The sequence below is a fragment of the Algiphilus aromaticivorans DG1253 genome (assembly GCF_000733765.1).
In the GTDB taxonomy this organism is placed as follows: domain Bacteria; phylum Pseudomonadota; class Gammaproteobacteria; order Nevskiales; family Nevskiaceae; genus Algiphilus; species Algiphilus aromaticivorans.
Genome location: NZ_JPOG01000001.1, coordinates 1,303,002 through 1,324,339, shown reverse-complemented (window position 1 = coordinate 1,324,339; position 21,338 = coordinate 1,303,002). Strand labels below are relative to the sequence as shown.

Annotated in this window: 18 protein-coding genes; 2 read left to right on the top strand and 16 right to left on the bottom strand. The window is 65.9% G+C overall.

Features of this window, described 5'->3' with window-relative positions; translation table 11 throughout:
- Positions 1–39: 39 nt before the first annotated feature.
- The 16 genes from dnaE to rpsB form a co-directional block, all read right to left on the bottom strand.
- A complete protein-coding gene (gene dnaE, locus U743_RS06065) occupies positions 40–3,561 on the bottom strand; it encodes a DNA polymerase III subunit alpha (protein WP_052367592.1) in 3,522 nt (1,173 codons plus the stop codon).
- Positions 3,558–4,124 (bottom strand): ribonuclease HII, encoded by a 567-nt coding sequence (locus U743_RS06060; RefSeq protein ID WP_043766404.1) that lies wholly within the window; start codon positions 4,122–4,124, stop codon positions 3,558–3,560. The genes dnaE and U743_RS06060 overlap by 4 nt, the downstream gene beginning before the upstream one ends.
- On the bottom strand, positions 4,121–5,260 hold the full coding sequence (gene lpxB, locus U743_RS06055) for a lipid-A-disaccharide synthase (protein WP_043766402.1): 1,140 nt from the start codon (positions 5,258–5,260) through the stop codon (positions 4,121–4,123). Before lpxB ends, U743_RS06060 begins: the two co-directional genes overlap by 4 nt.
- 9 nt (positions 5,261–5,269) lie before the next feature.
- Positions 5,270–6,052 (bottom strand): acyl-ACP--UDP-N-acetylglucosamine O-acyltransferase, encoded by a 783-nt coding sequence (gene lpxA / locus U743_RS06050; RefSeq protein ID WP_043766400.1) that lies wholly within the window; start codon positions 6,050–6,052, stop codon positions 5,270–5,272.
- Positions 6,049–6,525 carry a 3-hydroxyacyl-ACP dehydratase FabZ gene (fabZ, locus tag U743_RS06045; RefSeq protein ID WP_269530599.1) on the bottom strand — a complete coding sequence of 159 codons (477 nt, stop codon included), beginning with the start codon at positions 6,523–6,525 and terminating at the stop codon, positions 6,049–6,051. The genes lpxA and fabZ overlap by 4 nt, the downstream gene beginning before the upstream one ends.
- Positions 6,522–7,589 (bottom strand): UDP-3-O-(3-hydroxymyristoyl)glucosamine N-acyltransferase, encoded by a 1,068-nt coding sequence (gene lpxD, locus U743_RS06040; protein WP_052367591.1) that lies wholly within the window; start codon positions 7,587–7,589, stop codon positions 6,522–6,524. The genes fabZ and lpxD overlap by 4 nt, the downstream gene beginning before the upstream one ends.
- 11 nt (positions 7,590–7,600) lie before the next feature.
- Entirely contained in the window at positions 7,601–8,101 is a 501-nt protein-coding gene (locus U743_RS06035) for an OmpH family outer membrane protein (RefSeq protein WP_043766397.1), read from the bottom strand.
- Between the two features lie 50 nt (positions 8,102–8,151).
- On the bottom strand, positions 8,152–10,455 hold the full coding sequence (gene bamA / locus U743_RS06030; protein WP_043766393.1) for an outer membrane protein assembly factor BamA: 2,304 nt from the start codon (positions 10,453–10,455) through the stop codon (positions 8,152–8,154).
- A 22-nt stretch (positions 10,456–10,477) separates the two neighbouring features.
- Positions 10,478–11,839 (bottom strand): RIP metalloprotease RseP, encoded by a 1,362-nt coding sequence (gene rseP / locus U743_RS06025; RefSeq protein ID WP_043766390.1) that lies wholly within the window; start codon positions 11,837–11,839, stop codon positions 10,478–10,480.
- The gene (gene dxr / locus U743_RS06020; RefSeq protein ID WP_043766387.1) at positions 11,836–13,017 is read right to left on the bottom strand and encodes a 1-deoxy-D-xylulose-5-phosphate reductoisomerase; all 1,182 of its coding nucleotides are present in this window, start codon (positions 13,015–13,017) and stop codon (positions 11,836–11,838) included. Before dxr ends, rseP begins: the two co-directional genes overlap by 4 nt.
- On the bottom strand, positions 13,014–13,832 hold the full coding sequence (locus U743_RS06015; RefSeq protein ID WP_043766385.1) for a phosphatidate cytidylyltransferase: 819 nt from the start codon (positions 13,830–13,832) through the stop codon (positions 13,014–13,016). The genes dxr and U743_RS06015 overlap by 4 nt, the downstream gene beginning before the upstream one ends.
- Positions 13,833–14,549, bottom strand: a complete 717-nt coding sequence (gene uppS / locus U743_RS06010) for a polyprenyl diphosphate synthase (RefSeq protein ID WP_043766382.1) — start codon at positions 14,547–14,549, stop codon at positions 13,833–13,835.
- 4 nt (positions 14,550–14,553) lie between these two features.
- Positions 14,554–15,111 (bottom strand): ribosome recycling factor, encoded by a 558-nt coding sequence (gene frr / locus U743_RS06005; RefSeq protein WP_043766379.1) that lies wholly within the window; start codon positions 15,109–15,111, stop codon positions 14,554–14,556.
- A 21-nt stretch (positions 15,112–15,132) separates the two neighbouring features.
- The gene (pyrH, locus tag U743_RS06000) at positions 15,133–15,852 is read right to left on the bottom strand and encodes a UMP kinase (RefSeq protein ID WP_043766376.1); all 720 of its coding nucleotides are present in this window, start codon (positions 15,850–15,852) and stop codon (positions 15,133–15,135) included.
- A gap of 105 nt (positions 15,853–15,957) precedes the next feature.
- A complete protein-coding gene (gene tsf, locus U743_RS05995; RefSeq protein ID WP_043766373.1) occupies positions 15,958–16,839 on the bottom strand; it encodes a translation elongation factor Ts in 882 nt (293 codons plus the stop codon).
- Positions 16,836–17,645 carry a 30S ribosomal protein S2 gene (gene rpsB, locus U743_RS05990; protein ID WP_043766370.1) on the bottom strand — a complete coding sequence of 270 codons (810 nt, stop codon included), beginning with the start codon at positions 17,643–17,645 and terminating at the stop codon, positions 16,836–16,838. The genes tsf and rpsB overlap by 4 nt, the downstream gene beginning before the upstream one ends.
- A gap of 211 nt (positions 17,646–17,856) precedes the next feature.
- Here rpsB and map point away from each other — a divergent pair, with 211 nt between their 5' ends.
- Positions 17,857–18,639 carry a type I methionyl aminopeptidase gene (gene map / locus U743_RS05985; RefSeq protein ID WP_043766367.1) on the top strand — a complete coding sequence of 261 codons (783 nt, stop codon included), beginning with the start codon at positions 17,857–17,859 and terminating at the stop codon, positions 18,637–18,639.
- Positions 18,640–18,646: 7 nt separating this feature from the next.
- Positions 18,647–21,313: a [protein-PII] uridylyltransferase gene (gene glnD / locus U743_RS05980; protein WP_043766364.1), complete on the top strand. Its 2,667-nt coding sequence runs from the start codon at positions 18,647–18,649 to the stop codon at positions 21,311–21,313.
- Positions 21,314–21,338 lie beyond the last annotated feature (25 nt).

Sequence of the window (21,338 nt, the reverse complement as noted above, 5' to 3'; positions counted from 1 at the left end):
TGCGCCCTAGCTTACGCAAGTTACTGACGCCGTGCGGACCTATTCGCCGCTGGACTGCCAACGCAGCTGCACGGCAGACTCGCCGAGCAGCTGCTGCAAGCGGCGCAGCAGCGGGTCGCTCAACCGCAGACGCAGATCGGGTGGAAAGCGCAACAGAGCTTCGGCGCCACCGTCCGACAGACGCGCTACCGGCGCGCAGCCAGTGCTCGCGCGCGCACCCTCCAGCAGGCCGGCGAGTTCGTCGGCATAGCCGGCATCGGCGCGCAGATGTAGATCCAGCCGCGCCACGCGCCGCGCATAGAGGGTGTCCAGATCCAGAATCTCATTCGGGCGCAGCTGGTAGCCGCCCGAGAAATCGTCCGGGCCCAGACGGCCGCTGACCAGCAGCAGGCTGTCCTTGCGCAGCTGCTCGGCGTGCTGCATCCACTGCTCCTCCGACAGCGGCACGCTGATCTGCATGCTGCGATCATCCAGCGTCAACACTGCGCGCGGGCCGAAACGCCGTACATCGAGCAGCCAGCCCACTACCGTGACGCGCGGCTGGCGGCGGCGCGCCTTGCCGCTGTCCTCCTCGCTGTCCGGCAGCGCCTCGCAGAGTGCGCGCAGGCTGCCGTCGCTGCACTGTGCGCGCAACTCGCTGAAGCTATCGATGGGGTGACCGCTGAGGTAGAAGCCCAGCGCGTCGCGCTCGCGCCGCAGGCGCTCCAGGTCGTGCCACTCCGGCACGCGATCCAGCGCCAGCGCCGGCTCCTCGGCAGCCGTATCGGAATCACCGAAGCCGAAGAGGTCGCTCTGGCCGGCATCGGCGAGCGCCGAGGACTGCTCGGCAGCGGCCACTGCGCGCGACAGGTTCTGCCACATCGTCGCGCGCGTCTCGCCCAGCTGGTCGAAGGCGCCGGACTGGATGAGTGCTTCGAAGACGCGCTTGTTGACGCGCTTGGGGTCGACGCGCCGGCAGAAGTCAAAGAGGCTGGCGAAGGGGCCGCCTTCGGCACGAGCGGCGCGGATGCTCTCGACCGCGCCCTCGCCCACGCCCCGGATGGCGCCCAGGCCGTAGCAGATGGTTTTGTCGTCGACGACCCGGAAGCGGTAGTCCGAGGCGTTGACATCGGGCTGCTGCACGGTCAGCCCCATGCTCCGGCATTCGTCGACCAGCGCCACCAGCGTGTCGGTCTTGAACATTTCCGCCGACAGCACCGCGCACATGAAGGGCGCCGGGTGATGCGCCTTCAGCCAGGCCGTCTGGTAGGCGACCAGGGCGTAGGCCGCCGAATGCGACTTGTTGAAGCCGTACTCGGCGAACATCTGGATGAGATCGAAGATCTCTCCCGCCGATTCAGCCGGGATGTCGCGCTCCACCGCCCCGCTGAGGAAGGCCTCGCGCTGGCGCGCCATCTCGTCGGCCTTCTTCTTGCCCATGGCGCGGCGCAGCAGGTCGGCACCACCCAGCGAATAGCCGGCCAGCTCGCGCGCAATGCGCATGACCTGCTCCTGGTAGACGATGACGCCGTAGGTCTCCTCCAGCACCGCCTCCAGCGCCGGATGCGGATAGCGCACCTCCTCGCGCCCGTGCTTGCGGTTGATGAAGTCCTCGACCATGCCCGACTGCAGCGGGCCCGGCCGGAACAGCGCCACCAGCGCGATGAGGTCCTCGAAGCGGTTCGGCTGCATCTGCGTGGCCAGCCGCCGCATGCCGGCTGATTCCATCTGGAAGACCGCCGCCAGTTCGCCCCGGGTGAAGAGATCGAAGACGGCCGGGTCGTCCTTGGGAATCGCCAGGATGTCGAGCTTCGCTTCGGGATCGCGGGCGTTGATGATGTCCACCGCCCACTGGATGATCGTCAGCGTGCGCAGACCCAGGAAGTCGAACTTGACCAGCCCGATCTCCTCGAGGTCCTTCATGTCCAGCTGGGTGACCACGCCCTGGGCGTCCGGCACGCGGAACAGCGGCACATAGTCCGTCAACGGCCCCGGCGCGATGACGACGCCGCCGGCGTGCTTGCCGATGTTGCGCGCCAGCCCTTCCAGCAGCAGGCCCATGCCGATGACCGCGCGCACATCCTCTTCCTCGTAGGCCGCGCGCAGCTCGGGAATCGTGTCGAGGGCATGCTCGAGCTCGGTGGCGCCCGCCGCGCCGGCTTCCACCTTGAAGGAGGGGGCAGCCGGGATCATCTTGGCGATGCGATCGCCGAAACCGTGCGGATGACCCATGACGCGGGTGACGTCGCGCACCACCGCCCGCGCCGCCATCGAGCCGTAGGTGATGATCTGGCCGACACGGTCGGCGCCATACTTGTCGGTAACGTACTCGATGACGCGATCGCGGCCTTCCATGCAGAAGTCCACGTCGAAGTCGGGCATCGAGACCCGCTCAGGATTGAGAAATCGCTCGAAGAGAAGGTTATACGCCAACGGATCCAGGTCGGTTACGCCGATGGCGTAGGCGACCAGACTGCCCGCACCGGACCCGCGCCCCGGCCCCACCGGGACGCCGTTGTCCTTGGACCACTGGATGAAGTCGGCCACGATCAGGAAGTAGCCGGGGAAACCCATCTGCTCGATGATGGAGAGTTCGGTTTCCAGGCGCTCGTCGTAGACCTTCCGCTCGTCGACGCCGCCGTGCTTGGCCAGCCGCTCCTCCAGGCCGGCCTCGGACATCGCGCGCAGCTGCTGGGCGACCGTGCTGCCCTCGGGCACCGGGAAATCCGGGAGGTAGTTCGTGCCGAAATGCAGCCGCGGCGAGCAGCGCCGCGCGATCTCGACGCTATTGGCCAGCGCCTCCGGGATATCGGCGAAGCGCTCGGCCATCTCTTCGGCCGACTTCAGATACTGCTCGGGCGTGAAGGCGCGGCTGCGTCGCGGATCGTCGAGGGTACGCCCCTGCAGGATGCAGACGCGTGCCTCGTGGGCGTCGTAATCCTCGCGCCGCAGGAAGCAGACATCGTTGACCGCCACCACCGGCACCGCGTTACGCCGTGCCAGCGCCGTGGCGGCCTGCACATGCAGTTCGTCGTGCGGTCGATCGCAGCGCGCCAGCGCCATATAGAAGCGGTCGTCGAAGGCGGCGCGCCACTCGCTCAGCGCCGCTTCGGCGCCCACCACATCGCCGGCGAGCAGTTTCTGCCCGATCTCGCCCTGGGCGCCGGACAGCACGATCAACCCTTCAGGAGCCTCCAGCAGCCATTCGCGCGCCGCGGCATGCTCGGTGCCGCCAGTGCCCTCGGTATAGACGCGCGATACCAGCCGCATCAGATTCGCCAGCCCCCGCCCGTTCTGCACCAGCACCGTGACGCGGCCCGGCGCGCCGTCGCAGCTCAGCCCAAGATCCACGCCCAGCAACGGCTTGATGCCGGCCCGCTCGCAGGCCTTGTAGAACTTGGCCATGGCGAAGAGATTGTCGCGATCGGTGAGCGCGATGGCCGGCTGCGCCAGCTCGGCGGCGCGCCCCGACAGCGGCTGCAGGCGCTGATCGTCACGCTTGCTCTTCGCCGCCTCGATCCGGATCGTGCCGTCGACGAGGGAATACTCGCTGTGCACGGCAAGGTGCACGAAGCCGCTCATGTCGCGGCCTCCGCCAGGCAGCGCCGCACCGGCGCATAACTGCGGCGATGCTGTGGACAGACACCATGCGCGTGCAACGCCGCCAGATGCGTGGCCGTGGGGTAGCCCTTGTGGCCGGCGAAGCCGTAGTGCGGGAAGTCGGCGTCCATGGTCGTCATCAGGGCGTCGCGATGGACCTTGGCAAGAATCGAAGCCGCCATGATCGCAGGCTCCAGCCCATCGCCGCCGACGATGGCGCGCGACGGCCAGTGCCAGGCCGGCAGCTGTCTGCCGTCGACCAGGATTTCTGAAGGCGCCGTAGCCAGGTCGTCAACCGCTGCGGCCATGGCCTGCAGGCTGGCCTGCAGAATGTTGATTCGGTCGATGACTTCCGGCTCAACGGCACAGACCGCCCAGGCCACAGCGCTCTCGCGAATCGTGCTCGCCAGAGACTCGCGGCGACGCGGGCTCAGTGTCTTGGAATCACCCAGGCCCGGCAGGCCCGCCGCAGGCAGGATGACCGCCGCGGCCACCACGGGCCCGGCAAGCGCCCCTCGCCCCGCCTCGTCGACGCCGGCGATCATGCGCGCCCGGCGAGCGCTTCGATGGTCTCCGCGGCGCGGGCACCGGCATTGCGTGCCAGCTGCGCGCGCACCTCGGCAAAGCGCCGCATCTGGTACGCACGCACCTGCGGATCGGTCCAGAGCGGCTCCAGCTCGGCCACCAGTTTTTCGGCGCTGACCTGATCCTGCAGCAACTCCGGCACGGTGCGCTCGCCGGTAAGCACATTGGGCAGCGAGAAGTGGGCGGTGCGCACCATCCGGAAGGTACGCAGCAGCCAGATGGTGGCCGCCGAGGCGCGGTAGGCCACTACCATCGGCCGTCCCAACAACAAGGCCTCCAGCGTCACGGTGCCGGAAGTCAGCAAGAGAAGATCCGATGCGCGCATGACCTCGCGCGACTGGCCTTCGAGCAGCGTCCATTCCAACCCGGGGGCGTCCTGGGTATGCGCGGCGATGGCTTCACGCAAGCCTTCGTGCGCCACCGGCACGACAGCGCGGATGCCCGGGTGTTTCTCGGCCAGCAAGCGCGCGGCCTGCGCATAGTCGGGCATCAGGCGCGCAACTTCGCCGCGCCGTGAGCCCGGGAGCACCCCCAGCACAGGCTGCTCTGGATCTAGGCCAAGCTGCGCTCGTGCCTGAGCCGGCGTGACGCTGTCATCCAGCTCGTCGGCGAGCGGGTGGCCGATGAAGTCGGCGCGCAGGCCGGTGTCGGCGTAGCACTCGGGCTCAAAGGGATAGAGACAGAGAATGGCGTCGCAGTTGCGCGCAATCTTGAAGCGTCGTTTCGGGCGCCAGGCCCAGATCGTCGGGCTGACGACGTGCACGCAGCGCAGGCCGCGTTCACGCAGCTGCCCTTCCAGCGCTAGATTGAAGTCGGGCGCGTCGATGCCGACGACGATATCGGGCTTGGCGGCGATGATGGCCTCGCGCATTTCGCGCCGAAAGCGGACCAAGCGCGGTAGTTCGCGCAGGATCTCGAAGATACCCATCAGCGATAGCGCCTCGATGTCGCCCAGGCTGGAGCAGCCCGCGGCACGCATCTGCGGGCCGGTGATGCCGAGGCATTCGATATCGGGGTTGCGCGCGCGCAGGGCGCGCACGATGGCCGCACCGAGCAGGTCGCCCGAAGCCTCACCCGCGAGCAGGACCACCCGCACGGCCGGGGCCTAGCGCTGGATGGAGCGCTGCGACCGCTCCAGGAAGGCGTTCAGCTGAGCGGCCAGCGGCGAGCTGGCGGCGCGCTCGGCGAGCAGCTCGCGCACCTCGGCCAGTCGCCGGTTCTCGCGATACATCAGGCGATAGAGCGTCTGGACCTCGCGAATCTGCTCGGGCTCGAAGCCGCGCCGACGCAGGCCCTCCTTGTTGACGCCGCGCGGCTCGGCCGGCGACCCCTCGCTCATCACCCAGGGCGGTACGTCGCGCAGCACGACGGAGCCACCGCCTGTGAAGCAGTGGGCCCCCATGCGCACGAACTGGTGCACCAGCGTGAAACCGCCGAGAATCGCGTGATCCTCGATATCGACGTGCCCTGCCAGCGAGGCACCATTGGCCAGCACAATGCGATCACCGAGCTGGCAGTCGTGAGCGATGTGCACCTGGTTCATCAGCAGGTTGTGATCGCCGATGCGCGTGACCTGCTTGTCCTTCATCGTCCCGCGCTGCACGGTGACGTATTCGCGGAAGGTGTTGTGGTCGCCGATCTCGACCCGAGTGGGATCGTCCTGCTTGGCGGTCAAGTCCTGCGAGATCTCGCCGATCGAGCAGAACTGGAAGAAGCGGTTGCCGCGACCAACATCCATCGGGCCGCGCAGCACGACATGCGGGCCGACGTCGCACTCCGGCCCCAGGGTCACGCCCTCGCCGATGATGCTGTAGGGGCCGACACGTACCCCGGCGGCGATCTCGGCGCCATCCTCGACGATGGCGGTGGGATGAATCGCGGTGCTCATGCGCTCTTGAGCGCGCAGGTCAGGATGCCTTCGGCCGCGAGCTTGCCGTCGACGCTGGCCCGCGCCGAGAAGCGCCAGATATCGCGGCGGCTGCGTTGCAGCGTGGTTTCCAGCCGAAGCTGATCCCCCGGCACGACCGGGCGCTTGAAGCGGGCGTCATCGATGCCGGCGAAGTAGAGCTTCTGGCTGGGCTCACGGGTGCGACCAACCTCGGTGCGAATGGCGAGAATGCCGCTGAGCTGCGCCAGCGATTCCAGAATCAGCACGCCCGGCATGATGGGGGCATCCGGAAAGTGCCCCTGAAAGAATGGCTCGTTGATGGTGACGTTCTTCAGGCCGGCGGCGTGCTCGCCGGGCACGCATTCGATGACGCGGTCCAGCAGCGCGAAAGGATAGCGATGCGGCAACGCCCGCATGATCTCGTCGATGCCAATGACGCCACTATCCGCGGCGCCCGATTCACCAGTGCTCACTGCTGCTCTCCCTGATTTTGTCCCGAGCCTTGCTGCGTGTCTCCGCCCGACTCCAGCGCCGCAACACGCGACTCCAGCCGGTCCAGCCGGCGCAGCCGCTTCAGCTGGCCGTGCCACACGCGAGCCGGCTCCAACGGCCAGCCGGAGCCATATTGTCCCGGTTTTTCGATGGAATGGGTGACCATCGAGAAGCCGAGAATGATGACGCCATCGCAGATGCGGATATGGCCGTTGATCCCTACCCCGCCTCCGATCATGCAGTTCGCGCCGATCTGCGTGCTGCCGGCGATGGCCGCGCAACCCGCAATGGCCGTGCTGCGGCCGATGCGCACGTTGTGCGCAATCTGCACCAGATTGTCGATCTTTACCCCGTCGGCGATGACGGTGTCCTCGATCGCGCCCCGATCCACGGCCGAATTGGCGCCGATCTCGACGTCATCGCCGATCACCACGCTGCCCAGCTGCGGCACCTCTTCCCAGCCCTCCGGACCGCGCGCCAGGCCGAAGCCGCGCGCGCCGATCACGACGCCTGGATGCATGCGGCAACGCGCACCCATCTGCACACCGTCGCCGATGTTCACGCTGGCCACCAACTCGCTGTCGGCACCGATGCGCACGCCGGCGCCGATCACGCAATTGGGGCCAACGCGAACACCGGCTGCCAGCTCGCTGTCAGGGCCCACGACGCAGTGCGGGCCGAGGATCACATCCTCGGCCAGCCGGGCGTCCGGATGCACGACGGCGCTTTCGTGCCGCCGCGCACCGAAATCCGGCGGCGCCGGCACGAAGAGCTGGGCGATTCGCGCGAAAGCGAGGTAGGGATCCTTCGCAACGAGGGCATTGCCGGCGCAGCCTGCCGCGTCGCGCTCGGCCAGGATCACCGCCGAAGCACGCGTTTCACGCAGCTGCGGCCGGTAGCGTGGATTGGCGAGAAAGCCGATATGCCCGGGCTCGCCCGGACTCAGCGTGCAGACCCCGCGAATGCGGCAGTCGGTATCACCCTGCAGCGTCAGCCCGAAGCGCTCGGCGAGTTCGCCGAGCGCGAATTCACGATTCGGGGCCACCGCCGCGCCAGTCAGTCGGCCTGCTGGCTCAGCCGGCGCAGTACCTCATCGGTGAGATCCATCGAGGGCTTGGCGTAGACCGGATCGGAAACGATCAGATCGAGCCCCTTCTCGCGCGCCACCTTCTCGATGATGTCGCGCACTTCGCCCATCAACTCCTCGAAGAGTTCGCGCTCGCGATTGGAGACATCCTCTCGGAACTGCTTCTGCTTGAGCTGGAAGTCGCGCTGACGCGTGGTCAGCTCCTGCTCCTGCTCCTGGCGAGCGTCGGCCGCCATCAGGTCGGCTTCCTTCTGGAAGGTCTCGATATCGGACTGCAGCTGGCGTGCTTCGGCCTGCAGCGTGCTTGCGCGCTCTTCGAAGTCGGAGCGCATGCGCTGCTCGGCCTCCTCGTATTGCGGCGACTGCTGCACGACTTCCTGAGCGCGCACGGTGCCGATCTCCACCGCGCTGGCCAGGCCGGGAATCAGGAGGCTTGCGGCAGCGAGTGCCGGAATCAGTTTTTTCGTCATGGGCGTTACCAAAGTTGTCGGAATGGGAGAATCAGGCGCAACGGAAGAGCTCAGAAGCCCGTTCCGAAGTTGATCTGGAAGCGGTCAGTTTCGTCAGTGGGCTCTTCATTGAGCGGGAAACCGTAGCTGAGGTTCAGGATACCCAAAAAGGGCGTGAACCAGCGGAAGGCCACGCCCGCGCTCTGGCGCAACTCGCCAGTCTCGAAGTCGCCCGGCTCGGCGAAGACATTACCGATGTCGAAGAAGAGCGAGAAGCGCGTGGACTGCCCGTCAGCCTCGAAAGGCAGGGGCACGATCAGCTCGGTCTGCGAGGTCGTGCGCAGCTTGCCACCGAAGGGGTTGTCGAAGGGCGTGTCGCGTGGGCCCAGCGTGCCGTCGCGGTAACCGCGCACCGTACGCGTACCGCCAGCGAAGTAATTCTCGTAGGGCGGCACGGTGTTGGCGTTGCCGTAGGTATCGACATAGCCCAGCGATGTGTTGACCTGCGCGATGAACTCGAATGGCAGAGGAATATGATGCTGCGTGGTCAGGCTGGTGCTGAAGTAACGCAGATCGGAGCCCGGTACGACGATATCGGCGTTCAGACGGATGAGGTTGCCGCGGGTGACGAAAATGGTGCGATTGCGCGTATCGCGCGAGATGCCCGTACGCAGCTGGAATGCCGTGAAGCGCTTGCCGTTCTCGCTGACGAAATCGATAACCTCGTCGCTGGTCTGGCCGGCGAAGGTTTCGATGGAGGTTTCCGAGACGCCGGCACCGACACGCAGGGTCGAATACTCCGAGATCGGGATGCCGTAAGTCAGGTCGCCACCCAGCACGTTGCTGGAAAAGCCCGAGCTGAAACGAATGATGCGATCCGATTTCCGGAAGTAGCCGGACACTGTCTGGCTAATGCCGTCCTCGGTGAAGTAGGGGTCGGTCCAGCTGAGGCTCACCTGCCGCGAGAAGGCGTTGTTCTCGAGGTTGACGGCCACACGATTACCCGTTCCGAGGAAGTTGGCATGCGTGACCGAACCGGAGATCAGGAAGCCGTCGGCACCCGAGAATCCGACGCCGACCTGCACCGAACCGGGCGGGCGCTCCTTGACCGTGAAGATGACGTCGACGAGATCATCCGTGCCCGAAACCGGCTGGGTGTCGACCTCGGTCGATTCGATGAAACTGAGACGATCCAGACGCACCCGCGAGCGCTCCACGGCCGACTGGGAGAAGGGCGCAGCCTCCAGCTGACGCATCTCGCGCCGCAATGTCTCGTCATTGGTGCCGGCATTACCGCGGAAACGAATCTGGCGCACATAAGTGCGCTTCTTCGGGTCGATGACGTAATTGATGTTGATGGCACGCTCGTCACCTTCGACCGGCTCGGGAACGGGGCGTACTTCGGCGAAGGCATAACCCACGTTTGCCAGAGCCGATTCGATGCGATCGGCGCTCTCGGTGGCCTTGCGGCGCGAGAAAGTCTCGCCTGCCGAAGTCGTCACCAGTGCATCGAGAAACTTCTCGTTGAGCACGGTCTCGCCGGAGAAGCGCACATCCGAGACCGAATAGACATCGCCCTCATCGACCGAGACGGTGATGTAGATGCCGCTCTTGTCCGGCGACAGCTGCACCTGAACGTCTTCCACCATGAAGCGCAGATAGCCGCGGTCCTGGTAATAGGAAGTCAGCGATTCCAGATCGCCACCGAGCTGCTGCTTGGAGTAGCGGTCGCTCTTCTGGAAGGGCATCCAGTTGGTTTCCGACAGCGCCAGCACGTCGCGCAGGGTGTCGTCGTCAAAGACCTCGTTGCCGACAATATTGATCGAGCGGATGCGTGCCGACTCGCCCTCGACCACATCGATGCTGATTGCGACGCGGTTGTTGGGTAACTCGTCAACCTGCGCGTCAATATCGACGTCATAGAAACCGTTGGCGAAATACTGGCGCCGCAGCTCCAGCGACACCTGATCCAGCAGCGACTGCTTGAAGACCTCGCCTTCCGCCAGGCCCAGCGAGGTCATCGACTCGGTCAGTTCATCGCCGCCGATCTGCTCGTTGCCCTCGATCTCGAAGCTCGCGATCTGCGGCCGCTCAGTGACCTCGACGATGAGCGTATTGCCCTCGCGCAGCAAGCGGACATCGGCGAAGAGCTCGCTATCGTAGAGTTCGCGGATTGTCTGCTGTGCCGTCTCGCTATTGAGCTCGTCGCCCACCACCAGCGGCATATAGCTCAGGACCGTGCCTTGCTCGAGGCGGGAAAGGCCGCGAACCTCGATGTCCTCGATCGTGAAGCGCTCGGCCGCGGAGACGGCAAAGCTCTGCAGGAGCAGGAACAACAGGACGGTGTGCCATCCAGCGGTGGCAATTCGATGCATCAGGTTCTCTCGTCTTTGTTGTCTAGCCGAACAAGCGCGACAGGTCGTTGTAGAAGGCCAGCGTCATCAATGCGGCAAGCATCAGCAGGCCGATCTGTTGCCCCATAAGCTGCACCCGTTCCGATACCGGTGAGCCCTTCACGGCCTCCACGAAGTAGTAGAGCAAATGCCCACCATCCAGCATGGGCACCGGCAGCAGATTGAGAACCCCCAGGCTGACGCTGATCAGCGCCAGAAACCCGATGTAGGTCACGATCCCCGCTGCCGCCGTGTAGCCGGCGTACTCTGCAATCTGAAGCGGCCCGCTGATGTTGTCGACCGATACATCGCCGATGAGCATGCGCCCCATCATTCGCAATGTCAGCCAAGCCACCGAAAAGGTCTCGCTCACCCCTGTGACGGCGGCTTCGAAGATGCCCTCGCGATGGACGGTGCGCAGATCCTGCCACAAATCCTCGGGTACATCGACTCGCGCGCCGAGGCGCCCGACCTGTTCACCCTCCGCGATCGCGCTACCGACGGTCAGCGCGCGCTCAATCTGACGGCCATCACGCTCGATGGTGAGCCGCGTTTCCGTATCCGGGTTGGCGCGCAGCCACTCGACGAAGCCGCGCCAATCAGAGACCGGGGTGCCGTCGCGCGCGATGATGGTGTCCCCCGGCTGCAGGCCGGCCTCGGCGGCCGGTTCACCCGGCACGATCTCCGCGAGACCCACCGGCAGCGACGGTCGGTACAGCTCCAGGCCCAATTTCGCGAAAAGCGGCTCAGGATCCACCGGCACAGTGCTGGTATCCAGCCGCAGCTCGCGCTGGGCGCCCTCCGGCGCGCGAAGGTGGAGCACCAGTTCCTCACCGCTCAGCACCTCATCGAGCACGCTCATGCGCACGCTCGTCCAGGTCGCTGTCTCTTTGCCATTCACGGCCTGCAGCTCGGTTTCGGCGGCTACGCCGGCTTCGGCGAGCATGGAGCCCGCTGGCGGCTCCGCCAGTACCGGCCGCATATCCGGCACGCCGATAACGTGGATCGCCCAGTAAAAGAGGGCTGCAAGGATGAAGTTGAATACCGGCCCCGCCGCCACGATGGCGCTGCGCTGCGCCAAGGACTTGCGATTGAAGGCGTGCTCGAGCTCCGCCTCCGGAAGCGGTGTATCGGACTCGCGCTCGTCGAGCATCTTGACGTAGCCACCGAGCGGAATGGCAGCGACCACCAACTCCGTGCCATTAGCGAGCTGGCGCGACCACAACGGGCGGCCAAAGCCCACCGAAAAGCGCAGCACCTTGACGCCGCAGCGGCGCGCCACCCAGTAGTGTCCGAACTCGTGAAAAGTCACGAGGATGCCGATGGCCACCACGAAGCCGAAAACCGACCAGATTACGCCTGTCATGCCTGCACCAACCCCTTCATTGTCGTAGTTGCCTGCTGTCGCGCCCAGTCGTCCATGGCAAGCACCGCCTGCAACTCGGTAGCCGCTGGCAGAGCCCGCCCCGCTGCCGTTTCCAGCACCGCGGCGATGACCTCGGCGATCTGCCCGAAGGCCAGACGCCCACCCAGAAAAGCTTCGACCGCAACTTCATTGGCTGCGTTCAGTATCGCCGGTGCGGTCAGCCCGGTGGCGATGGCCTCGCGCGCCAGTCGCAGGCACGGAAAGCGGGTCATGTCGACTGCCTCGAAGCGAAGATCGGCGCCAATCAGATCGAGACTATCGGCGCCGGAGGCGATCCGCTCCGGCAGGCCCAGGGCGTGCGCCAGCGGGATGCGCATATCCGGCGCCCCCATCTGGGCGAGCAGCGAGCCATCGCGATAAACCACGAGCGAGTGCACCGTGCTCTGAGGGTGCACGACGACCTCGATGGCCTCGTGCGGCATGGCGAAGAGCCAGTGCGCCTCGATGACCTCCAGCCCCTTGTTCATCATGGTCGCCGAATCCACCGATATCTTCGCGCCCATATCCCAGTTCGGGTGCGCCACCGCCTGCGCCGGCGTGGCATCGCGCATCGCCGAGAGATCCCACTCCCGAAAGGGACCACCGGAGGCAGTCAGGATCAACTTCTTCACACCGTCGGGGCGCTGCCCGCAGCGATAGCCCGCCGGAAGGCACTGGAAGATAGCGTTGTGCTCGCTATCCACGGGGATGAGTTCCGCGCCGCTGGCCTGCGCCTCGGCCAGGAAAAGCTCGCCGGCCATGACCAGCGGTTCCTTGTTGGCCACGATCACGCGTCGGCCGGCCTGCACGGCCGCCAGCGTGGGCAGCAGGCCGGCAGCGCCGACGATGGCCGACAGCACGCTCTCGGCCTCAGCCGCCACCTCGACGAGGGCCGCCGCGCCGGATCGCACCGCAATCCCGGCCCCGCTCAGCGCGTCGCGCAACGCCGGTTCACCGGCCGGATCAGCAATGACGGCAAAACGCGGTCGATGCGCCAGGCACAGATCGGCGAGAGCCGCCGCGTTGCTATGCGCGGTGAGCGCATGCAGGGGCATGGCCGAGGGCTGCCGCGCCAGCACGTCCAGTGTGCTGCGACCCACCGAACCGGTTGCGCCAAGAATGGCCAGGCCTTCGCTCATAGCAAGCAGCTCAGACCCAGCGCGTACAGCGGAGCCACCGCGAGAAGGCTGTCCACCCGATCGAGCACACCGCCGTGCCCGGGGAGCAACCGGCCGGAATCCTTGATGCCGCAGACCCGCTTGAAGGCGCTCTCCACCAGATCACCGTGGATGGATGTGGCGACGGCGATAACCGCCAGCACCGAGAAAAGCGCGAACGCGCCACCTGACAGCGGCAGCCCCGAATATGCCCCCGGCAAGACGATGGCCAGCGCCACGACGGCGCCACCCAGCGCCCCCTCGCGGGTCTTGCCCGGGCTTATCGCGGGTGCGAGCTTGCTACGCCCCCAGGCACGACCGGCGAAGTAGGCCCCGATATCCGCGCCCCAGACGATGGCGAAGAGCAACCCGAGCGCGACCAGGCCGCCCGGCGTGGCGACCGTGTAACTCAGCGCCAGGGGCACCGGAACGATCATGAGCAGGCCGGCTGCCGCACGCGCCGTACGCCCGAAGCGCTCGAGCGACAGCCGCCTTGCGTAATCACGCAGCAACCAGACGGCGTATAGCCACCAGGCGACCGAGGCCGCCCAGATCCAGGGCGCCAGTCCGTGGTCGCGGGCGCCGAACCAGGCCGCACCCAGCAGGGCAGCGGTCAGCAGCAGATAACGAGCGTGCCCGGCGGCGGTGAGCCAGCCCGCAATGCCCGCCCACTCCCAGGCGGCCGCCAGCGCCACGACGCAGAAGACCGTGTACAGCCAGCCACCTTCCAGCCACCACAGCGCGGCAGCCAGCGCGACCAGCAGAACCGCCGCCGTGATGACGCGCTGAAGCAGCATTCAGCGAGACTCCGCGACGCGACCGAAGCGGCGCTGGCGACGGGCGAACCAGCCCAGCGCCGCATCCAGATCCGAGGCTTCGAAGTCGGGCCAGAGGGTATCGACGAAGCAGAGCTCGGCATAGGCCAGCTGCCAGAGCATGAAATTGCTGATGCGCTGCTCGCCGCCGGTGCGAATGAGCAGGTCCGGGTCCGGCACATCGGACATGCTCAGGCGGGCGGCCAGCGATTCTTCATCAATGGCCACCCCTTCCTGGCGGGCGCGTTCGGCGGCCTGGCAGATATCCCATTTGCCACCGTAGCCCAGCGCCACGCGAACCTGAATGCGCGGCTCCGGCACATCCACCGCCTCCACCGCGCGCATCTCGGCTCGCAGAGACTCGGCGAAGGCGCTGGTGTCACCAATGAAGCGCATACGCACGCCGTTGCGCTGCAGATCGGCCCGCTCGCGACGCATGCTGCGCGCGAAGAGGCGCATGAGCACACTCACCTCGCGTTCGGGGCGGTACCAGTTCTCCTGGCTGAAAGCGAAGAGCGTGATGTAAGGGATGCCACGGTCCGAGGCCGCCTGCACGACGCGCCGCGCTGCCTGTACGCCCAGCCGATGCCCCAGCGCGCGGGGCCGTCCACGTGCCTGGGCCCAGCGACCGTTGCCGTCCATGATGATGGCGACATGCCGCGGTACTGCGCTTCGCGCTTGCTCGGAAGAGTCCGTCACGTCGTCAGACTGACAGGATTTCCTTTTCCTTCGCTGCCATCACCTCTTCTATTCGCGCGATGTGCTGATCGGTGATTTTCTGCACCTCGGTCTCGCCGCGCTTCTCGTCGTCATCACTGATCTCCTTCTCCTTGACCAGATCCTTGAGCGACTGATTGGCATCGCGACGGACGTTGCGCACAGCTACGCGCGCGTTCTCGGCTTCGTGGCGGACGACCTTGGCGAGGTCCTTGCGCCTCTCCTCGGTCAACGGCGGCAACACGATGCGGATAACCGTACCAGCCGTATTCGGATTCAGGCCGAGATCGGAATTCATGATCGCCTTCTCGATGACCGACACCATGCTCTTCTCCCAGGCGGTGATGCAGATGGTGCGGGCATCCTCAACCGTGACATTGGCGGCCTGCGAAACAGGCAGTTCGGCACCGTAATATTCCACGCGCACATGATCTAGCAGCGAGGCCGTGGCGCGCCCGGTGCGCAGCTTGGCGTATTCGGCCTCCAGCACCTGGATCGCGCGATCCATGCGATGACTGGCGTCCTTCTTGATCTCTTCAATCATCCGAGAGGCTCCGGTTGGAAATCAGACGACAATCGTGCCCACGCTGGTGTCGCCGGCGGCGATACGCGCCAACGAGCCAGTCTGGGTGATGTCGTAGACACATAGCGGTAACTGATGGTCGCGGCAGAGCACGATGGCGGTCTGGTCCATGACGCCGAGGCGCCGGTCCAGAACCTCGTCATAGCTCAGCCGGTCGTAACGCTGGGCGCCGGCGTCCTTCTTGGGGTCGGCCGAGTAGATACCGTCGACCTTGGTGGCCTTTATCATCAGCTGCGCATCCAGCTCGATGGCACGCAGCGCCGCCGCCGAGTCGGTCGTGAAGAAGGGGTTGCCGGTGCCGGCCGCGAGGATGACGATCCGCCCCTTTTCCAGATGACGAGCCGCGCGACGCAGGATGTAATCCTCGCAAACCTGATTGATGCGCACCGCGGACATGACGCGCGAGACGCTACCCTGCTTCTCGACTGCATCCTGCAGCGCCAGGGCGTTCATTACCGTGGCGAGCATGCCCATCTGGTCGGCCGTCACCCGTTGGATGCCGCCCCTAGCGAGGCCTTCGCCGCGGAAGATGTTGCCACCGCCGATGACGACCGCCACTTCGACCCCGGATTCCACCACCTTGATCAGCTCGGCGGCAATCTTGCCAATGACCGGCGAGGAGATTCCGTATTCCAGATCCCCCATCAGGGCCTCACCGGACAGCTTGACGAGGATGCGCCGATAGGCGGAGGAATCTGTCATCGGGAAGGCTCCGGCATGTATGGGCGAGGAATGGTTGGCGGCGCGCAAGCGCGCCCGCAAGGCAAGGCGCGTGCCGCGCGAGAGCCCCGCGCGGCGCGCGAAAGTCTAGCCCATCGTCGCCTTCGCGGTCGCAGCCACCTCACTGGCGAAATCGCTCTCCTGCTTCTCGATCCCCTCACCGACCTCGAAGCGAACGTAGCGCCCCACCGAGGCCCCCTTGGAGGCGAGCAGCTTCTCGACCGTGATGTCGGGATCCTTCACGAAGGGCTGGCCGTAGAGCGTGATCTCGGCGAGATACTTGCGCAGCCGGCCTTCGATCATCTTCTCGATAATGTCGGCCGGCTTGCCGCTGTCGGCAACCTGCGACTTCAGGATTTCCTTCTCGGACTCGCGCACATCGGCCGGCACGTCGTCGGCGCTGCGATACTGCGGATTCGAGGCCGCGATATGCATCGCCAGATCCTTGGCGAGCTGCTTGTCGTCGCTATCGGCCAGCGCTACGACGGTGCCGATACGGGCACCGTGCTGGTAATAGGCCATAGCGCCGCCGGTGCTCTCGATCACCTCGAAACGGCGCAGGCTCATGTTCTCGCCAATCTTGGCGACAAGGGCCTTGCGCTGCGTCTCGAAATCACCATTGCCGTCATCCAGCGCCAGCAGCGCATCGACATCGGCGGGACGGTGCTTAAGCACCATCTTTGCGGCGGAATCCGCCAGCGCAACGAAATCCTCGTTCTTGGCGACGAAGTCGGTCTCGCTGTTGAACTCGAGCATGGCGACGGCCTTGTCGTCCTCGGCAACAACAATGATGCCGTCGGCGGCGACGCGACCCGCCTTCTTGTCGGCCTTGGCCATGCCGTCCTTGCGCATCTGCTCAATGGCAGCCTCGATGTCACCGTCGGTGGCCTGCAGGGCCTTCTTGCAGTCCATCATCGCAGCGCCGGTGCGCTCGCGCAGCTCCTTGACCTGTGCGGCGGAAATGCTCATGCCGAAGCCTCCTCGGCATCACCCGCCGGCTCAGCTGGCTCAGCCGTCTCGGCCGTTTCGGTCTTCTCTGCGGCGGCCGCCATCTGCTTCTCGGCGTCGCGCGCGGCGCCGCCGCCGACCGAGTTCGCGCCTTTGGCGTCGATGACCGCGTCGGCGATGCACTGCGAGTAGTACTTGATCGCGCGTGTGGCGTCATCATTGCCCGGAATCACACTGTCGATTCCCTGAGGGCTGTTGTTGCTGTCCACCACCGCGATAATGCGGATGCCCAGCTTGCGAGCTTCCTTGACGGCGATATCCTCGTAGCCCGTATCGATGATGAAAAGCGCATCGGGCAGGCTGTTCATGTGCTTGATGCCGCCCAGCGAGCGCTGCAGCTTGGCGAGGTCGCGCTGGAACTCGAGCTGCTCCTTCTTGGGCAGGCGGTGGATGCTGCCGTCCTCGACCTGCCGCTCCATATCGAGCAGGCGATTGATGGAGGCCTTGACCGTCTTGAAGTTGGTCAGCGCCCCACCCAGCCAGCGCTGGTTGATGTAGGGCATGCCGCAACGGTTGGCCTCTTCCTCGATGACATCGCGCGCAGCGCGCTTGGTGCCAACGAAGAGGATGGTGCCGCCGTTGGCGGCCAGCCGCCCAGCGTAGTTGCAAGCGTCCTTGAGCATGGGAAGCGTATGCTCAAGGTTGATGATGTGCACCTTGTTGCGGTGCCCGAAGATGTACGGATCCATCTTCGGGTTCCAATACCGCGTACGGTGACCGAAATGCGCGCCCACTTCCAGCAGCTGGCGCATGGTGATGTCAGCCATGTTGACTCCTTGGGTTGTCTGCAGATCGCGCGCCGCATCGTTCGAACCCTTGAAGGGCCACCCAGGACGGTCGCGCGAATGGAATTACGCCACCGGACACTTCCACGAGGGAAAAGCCGGCCACGCCCCTGAACGGCATGGATGCTGCATTGCCAAACGGGGGCGCGCTTTATACCATGCCGCGCCTTTTGCCAACAATGGCGGGACGTCGATGGCTATCACGATCAAGAACGCCGAGGAGCTGGAAGGCATGCGTGCCGCCTGTCAGGCTGCTGCCAGCGTGCTCCAGTACCTCGAAGACCACGTGCAGCCCGGCGTCACCACCGGCCAGCTCGACGATCTAGCACGGGAATACGTGCTCGGTCCGCTCGGCTGCACTTCTGCGACCATCGGTTATACCGCCGGTGGCAGCCGGCCGCCCTTCCCCGGCGCCATCTGCTCCTCGGTGAATCACGTCGTCTGCCACGGTATTCCGGGCAACAAGAAGCTTAAGCGCGGCGACATCATGAATATCGACGTCACCGTCATCAAGGACGGCTGGCACGGCGACACCTCGAAGATGTTCTACGTCGGCGAGCCCACAGTCTTGGGCCGGCGCCTATCCGAAACGGCGCACACCGCCATGGTGGCCGGCATCGAGCAGGTGCGCCCGGGCGCCACTCTGGGCGATATCGGTCACGCCATCCAGCAGGTAGCGGAGGCCGAGGGCTTCTCCATCGTGCGCGAGTACTGCGGCCACGGCATCGGCCGTGTCTTCCACGAGGACCCGCAGGTGCTGCACTACGGCAAGCCCGGTGCGGGCGAAGTGCTGAAGACCGGCATGACCTTCACGATCGAGCCGATGGTCAACGCCGGCGCGCCCGGCACCCGCGAGCTGCCTGACGGCTGGACCGTCGTGACCCGCGACCACTCGCTGTCGGCGCAGTGGGAGCACACCATCGCCGTTACCGACTCGGGCTACGAAGTCCTGACCCTGCGCAACGGCGCCGTCTGAGCCCACCATGGATCTCGACGAAGCCGTTAGCGAGAACGACGTCACTTTCAGCCCGGACAGCATCCGCAAGCGGCTGCGCGGCGATGCCGATGGGCGCATCGCGCGCTTCCGCGACACGCTGCGTTGGGGCGGCGAGCGCCTGACGGCCCTGTTTCACGAGGGCGCGCCGGCAGAAAACCTGGTGCGCGCCCGCGCTCAGCTCGTCGACGAGCTACTGCACGCCGCCTGGCAGCTACACGTCGGCGAAGCCGGCGACGACCTCGCCCTGCTCGCCGTCGGCGGCTACGGTCGCCGCGAGCTGCTACCGCATTCGGACATCGACCTGCTCGTTCTCCATTCCGAGGAAGGCCTGGAACGCCACCGCGCCGGTATCGAGCAGATGATGGCCTTTTTCTGGGACATCGGCCTGGAAGTCGGTGCCTCCGTGCGCACACCCGCCGACTGCCGCGAGCAGGCGCGCGACGATCTCAGCATCTTCACAACACTGACCGAACACCGTCTGCTCGTCGGCAGCCCGAAGCTGGTGGAAACGCTGGAGCGCGAGCTGGGACCGGATAACGTCTGGCCCAGCGCCGACTTCTTCCGCGCCAAGAAGGCCGAACAGGCGGCACGCCACGCCAAGTTCGATGACACGGGCTACAAGCTGGAGCCCAACGTCAAGGAAAGCCCCGGGGGATTGCGCGACATCCAGACCGTCGCATGGGTGGCCAAGCGGCATTTCGACGCGCGCTCCCTCGCCGACCTGCGCGAGCGCGGCTTTCTCTCCAAGCAGGAGTGCGACGAGCTCTACGCCGGGCAAGATTTCCTCTGGCGCGTGCGCTTCGCACTGCACATGCTCACCGGGCGTGAAGAGGACCGCCTGCTCTTCGATCACCAAGCGCGCGTCGCCGAGCTCTTCGGCTACGAGGACGCCGACTCTTCGCTGGCCGTCGAGCAGTTTATGCAGCTGTACTACCGCACGATCAAGATGCTGATCTGCCTGAACGACATGCTGCTGCAACTCTTCGAGCAGGCGATCCTGGGCGACGAGAACGCCGGCGAAACTACCGACATCAACGCCCGCTTCTGCACGCGCAACCATTTCATCGAGGCCCGCCGCGACAACGTATTCCGCGAACAGCCCTGGGCGCTCATCGAGATATTCCTCCTGCTGCAGCGTCACCCCGAGGTGCAAGGCATCAGCGCCGGCACGCTGCGCCTGATTCGGCGCGACCGCCGCCTGGTCGACGAAGGCCTGCGCGAGACCGTGCTCGCGCGTGAACTCTTCATCACCATGTTCCGCGAAGGCCGGGGTCTGACGCGGGCACTGCGCCGCATGAACCGTTACGGCGTGCTGGGCCGCTACCTGCCCACATTCGGACGGGTCATCGGGCACATGCAGTACGACCTCTTCCACACATTGACGGTGGATGAGCACACCCTCTATGTCGTGCGCAACCTGCGCCGCATGGCCATGGAGCGCTTCCGCGAGGAATTGCCCTTCGCCCACAAGGTGATGAAGCGCATCCCCCGCAAGGATCTGCTCTATCTGGGCGGGCTCTTCCATGACATTGGCAAGGGCCAGGGCGGCGACCATTCCACCATCGGCGCCGAGACTGCGCGTCGCTTCTGCCTGGAGCACGGCCTGTCCCACGCTGACGCCGAGCTCGTGGATTGGCTGGTGCGCAGCCATCTGCTGATGTCGCTGACCGCCCAGCGCATGGATATTTCCGATCCGGAAGTCGTCAACGAGTTCGCGCAGAAGGTCGGCTCGCGGGCGCGGCTGGATTACCTCTTCCTGCTGACCTGCGCCGACATCCGCGCCACCAACCCCAAGCTCTGGAACAGCTGGCGCAAGTCGCTGCTTGAAGAGCTGTACCGCGCTACCGCCGCAGCCTTCGAGCGCGGCACCGAGCATCCGCAGGACACCACCGAGGTCGTCGCCGACCGGCGCGCCCGCGCCCTGGAGATCAGCGGCATCGACGCCGCACGCGCAGAAGCAATCTGGCAGCGCTTCGACACCGACTACTTCCTGCGCCACACGCCCGAGGAACTGGCCTGGCATCTGCCGGCGCTGCTGGAATCCCGGCAGAGCGACACGCTCGCGCTGGTCGACGATGTCGCCGAGCGCGGCACCACGGTCTTCGTCTATACCCGCGACCGGGATCTGCTCTTCGCGGTCAGCACCGGCGTGCTCGCGCAACTGGGGCTCACCATTCTGGACGCCCGCCTGAACACCACCGCGGACGGCTATGCGCTCGACTCCTATGTCGTGGTCGAGGGCGACGGCAGCCCGATCGACAGCGACGGCCGCCGCAAGGAGATCCGCGACGCCCTGCTGGCCAAGCTTACCGGCCCGCAGCTGACGCGCGTAACCGTCTCGCAGAAGCCGTCGCGCCAGCTGCGGCACTTCAACACGCCCACCACGGCGCACTATTACCCCGAGGAAGGCCGCGCGCGCACCGCCATCGAACTGGTCAGCGCCGATCGTCCCGGCCTGCTGTCGCGCGTCGGCGAGATCTTCGCCGAGCACGGGGTTCGTCTGGACGCGGCGAAGATCGCCACCATTGGCGAACGCGCCGAGGACGTCTTCTACGTCACCGACGCGCAGCAGCAGGCGCTGCAGGATGACCAGCGGCTGCAGGCGCTGTGCGAAGCGCTCACCGCACGTATCCGCGACGACGCGCAGAACTGACCCTTCCCGATGCATATTCCGAAGA

Coding starts and splice junctions, on each gene's coding strand:
- dnaE (WP_052367592.1), bottom strand. CDS start 3,561: ATGAGCGGCTTCGTGCACCTTGCCGTGCACAGCGAGTATTCCCTCGTC.
- U743_RS06060 (WP_043766404.1), bottom strand. CDS start 4,124: ATGATCGCCGGCGTCGACGAGGCGGGGCGAGGGGCGCTTGCCGGGCCC.
- lpxA (WP_043766400.1), bottom strand. CDS start 6,052: ATGAGCACCGCGATTCATCCCACCGCCATCGTCGAGGATGGCGCCGAG.
- U743_RS06035 (WP_043766397.1), bottom strand. CDS start 8,101: ATGACGAAAAAACTGATTCCGGCACTCGCTGCCGCAAGCCTCCTGATT.
- bamA (WP_043766393.1), bottom strand. CDS start 10,455: ATGCATCGAATTGCCACCGCTGGATGGCACACCGTCCTGTTGTTCCTG.
- rseP (WP_043766390.1), bottom strand. CDS start 11,839: ATGACAGGCGTAATCTGGTCGGTTTTCGGCTTCGTGGTGGCCATCGGC.
- dxr (WP_043766387.1), bottom strand. CDS start 13,017: ATGAGCGAAGGCCTGGCCATTCTTGGCGCAACCGGTTCGGTGGGTCGC.
- U743_RS06015 (WP_043766385.1), bottom strand. CDS start 13,832: ATGCTGCTTCAGCGCGTCATCACGGCGGCGGTTCTGCTGGTCGCGCTG.
- frr (WP_043766379.1), bottom strand. CDS start 15,111: ATGATTGAAGAGATCAAGAAGGACGCCAGTCATCGCATGGATCGCGCG.
- pyrH (WP_043766376.1), bottom strand. CDS start 15,852: ATGACAGATTCCTCCGCCTATCGGCGCATCCTCGTCAAGCTGTCCGGT.
- tsf (WP_043766373.1), bottom strand. CDS start 16,839: ATGAGCATTTCCGCCGCACAGGTCAAGGAGCTGCGCGAGCGCACCGGC.
- rpsB (WP_043766370.1), bottom strand. CDS start 17,645: ATGGCTGACATCACCATGCGCCAGCTGCTGGAAGTGGGCGCGCATTTC.
- map (WP_043766367.1), top strand. CDS start 17,857: ATGGCTATCACGATCAAGAACGCCGAGGAGCTGGAAGGCATGCGTGCC.
- glnD (WP_043766364.1), top strand. CDS start 18,647: ATGGATCTCGACGAAGCCGTTAGCGAGAACGACGTCACTTTCAGCCCG.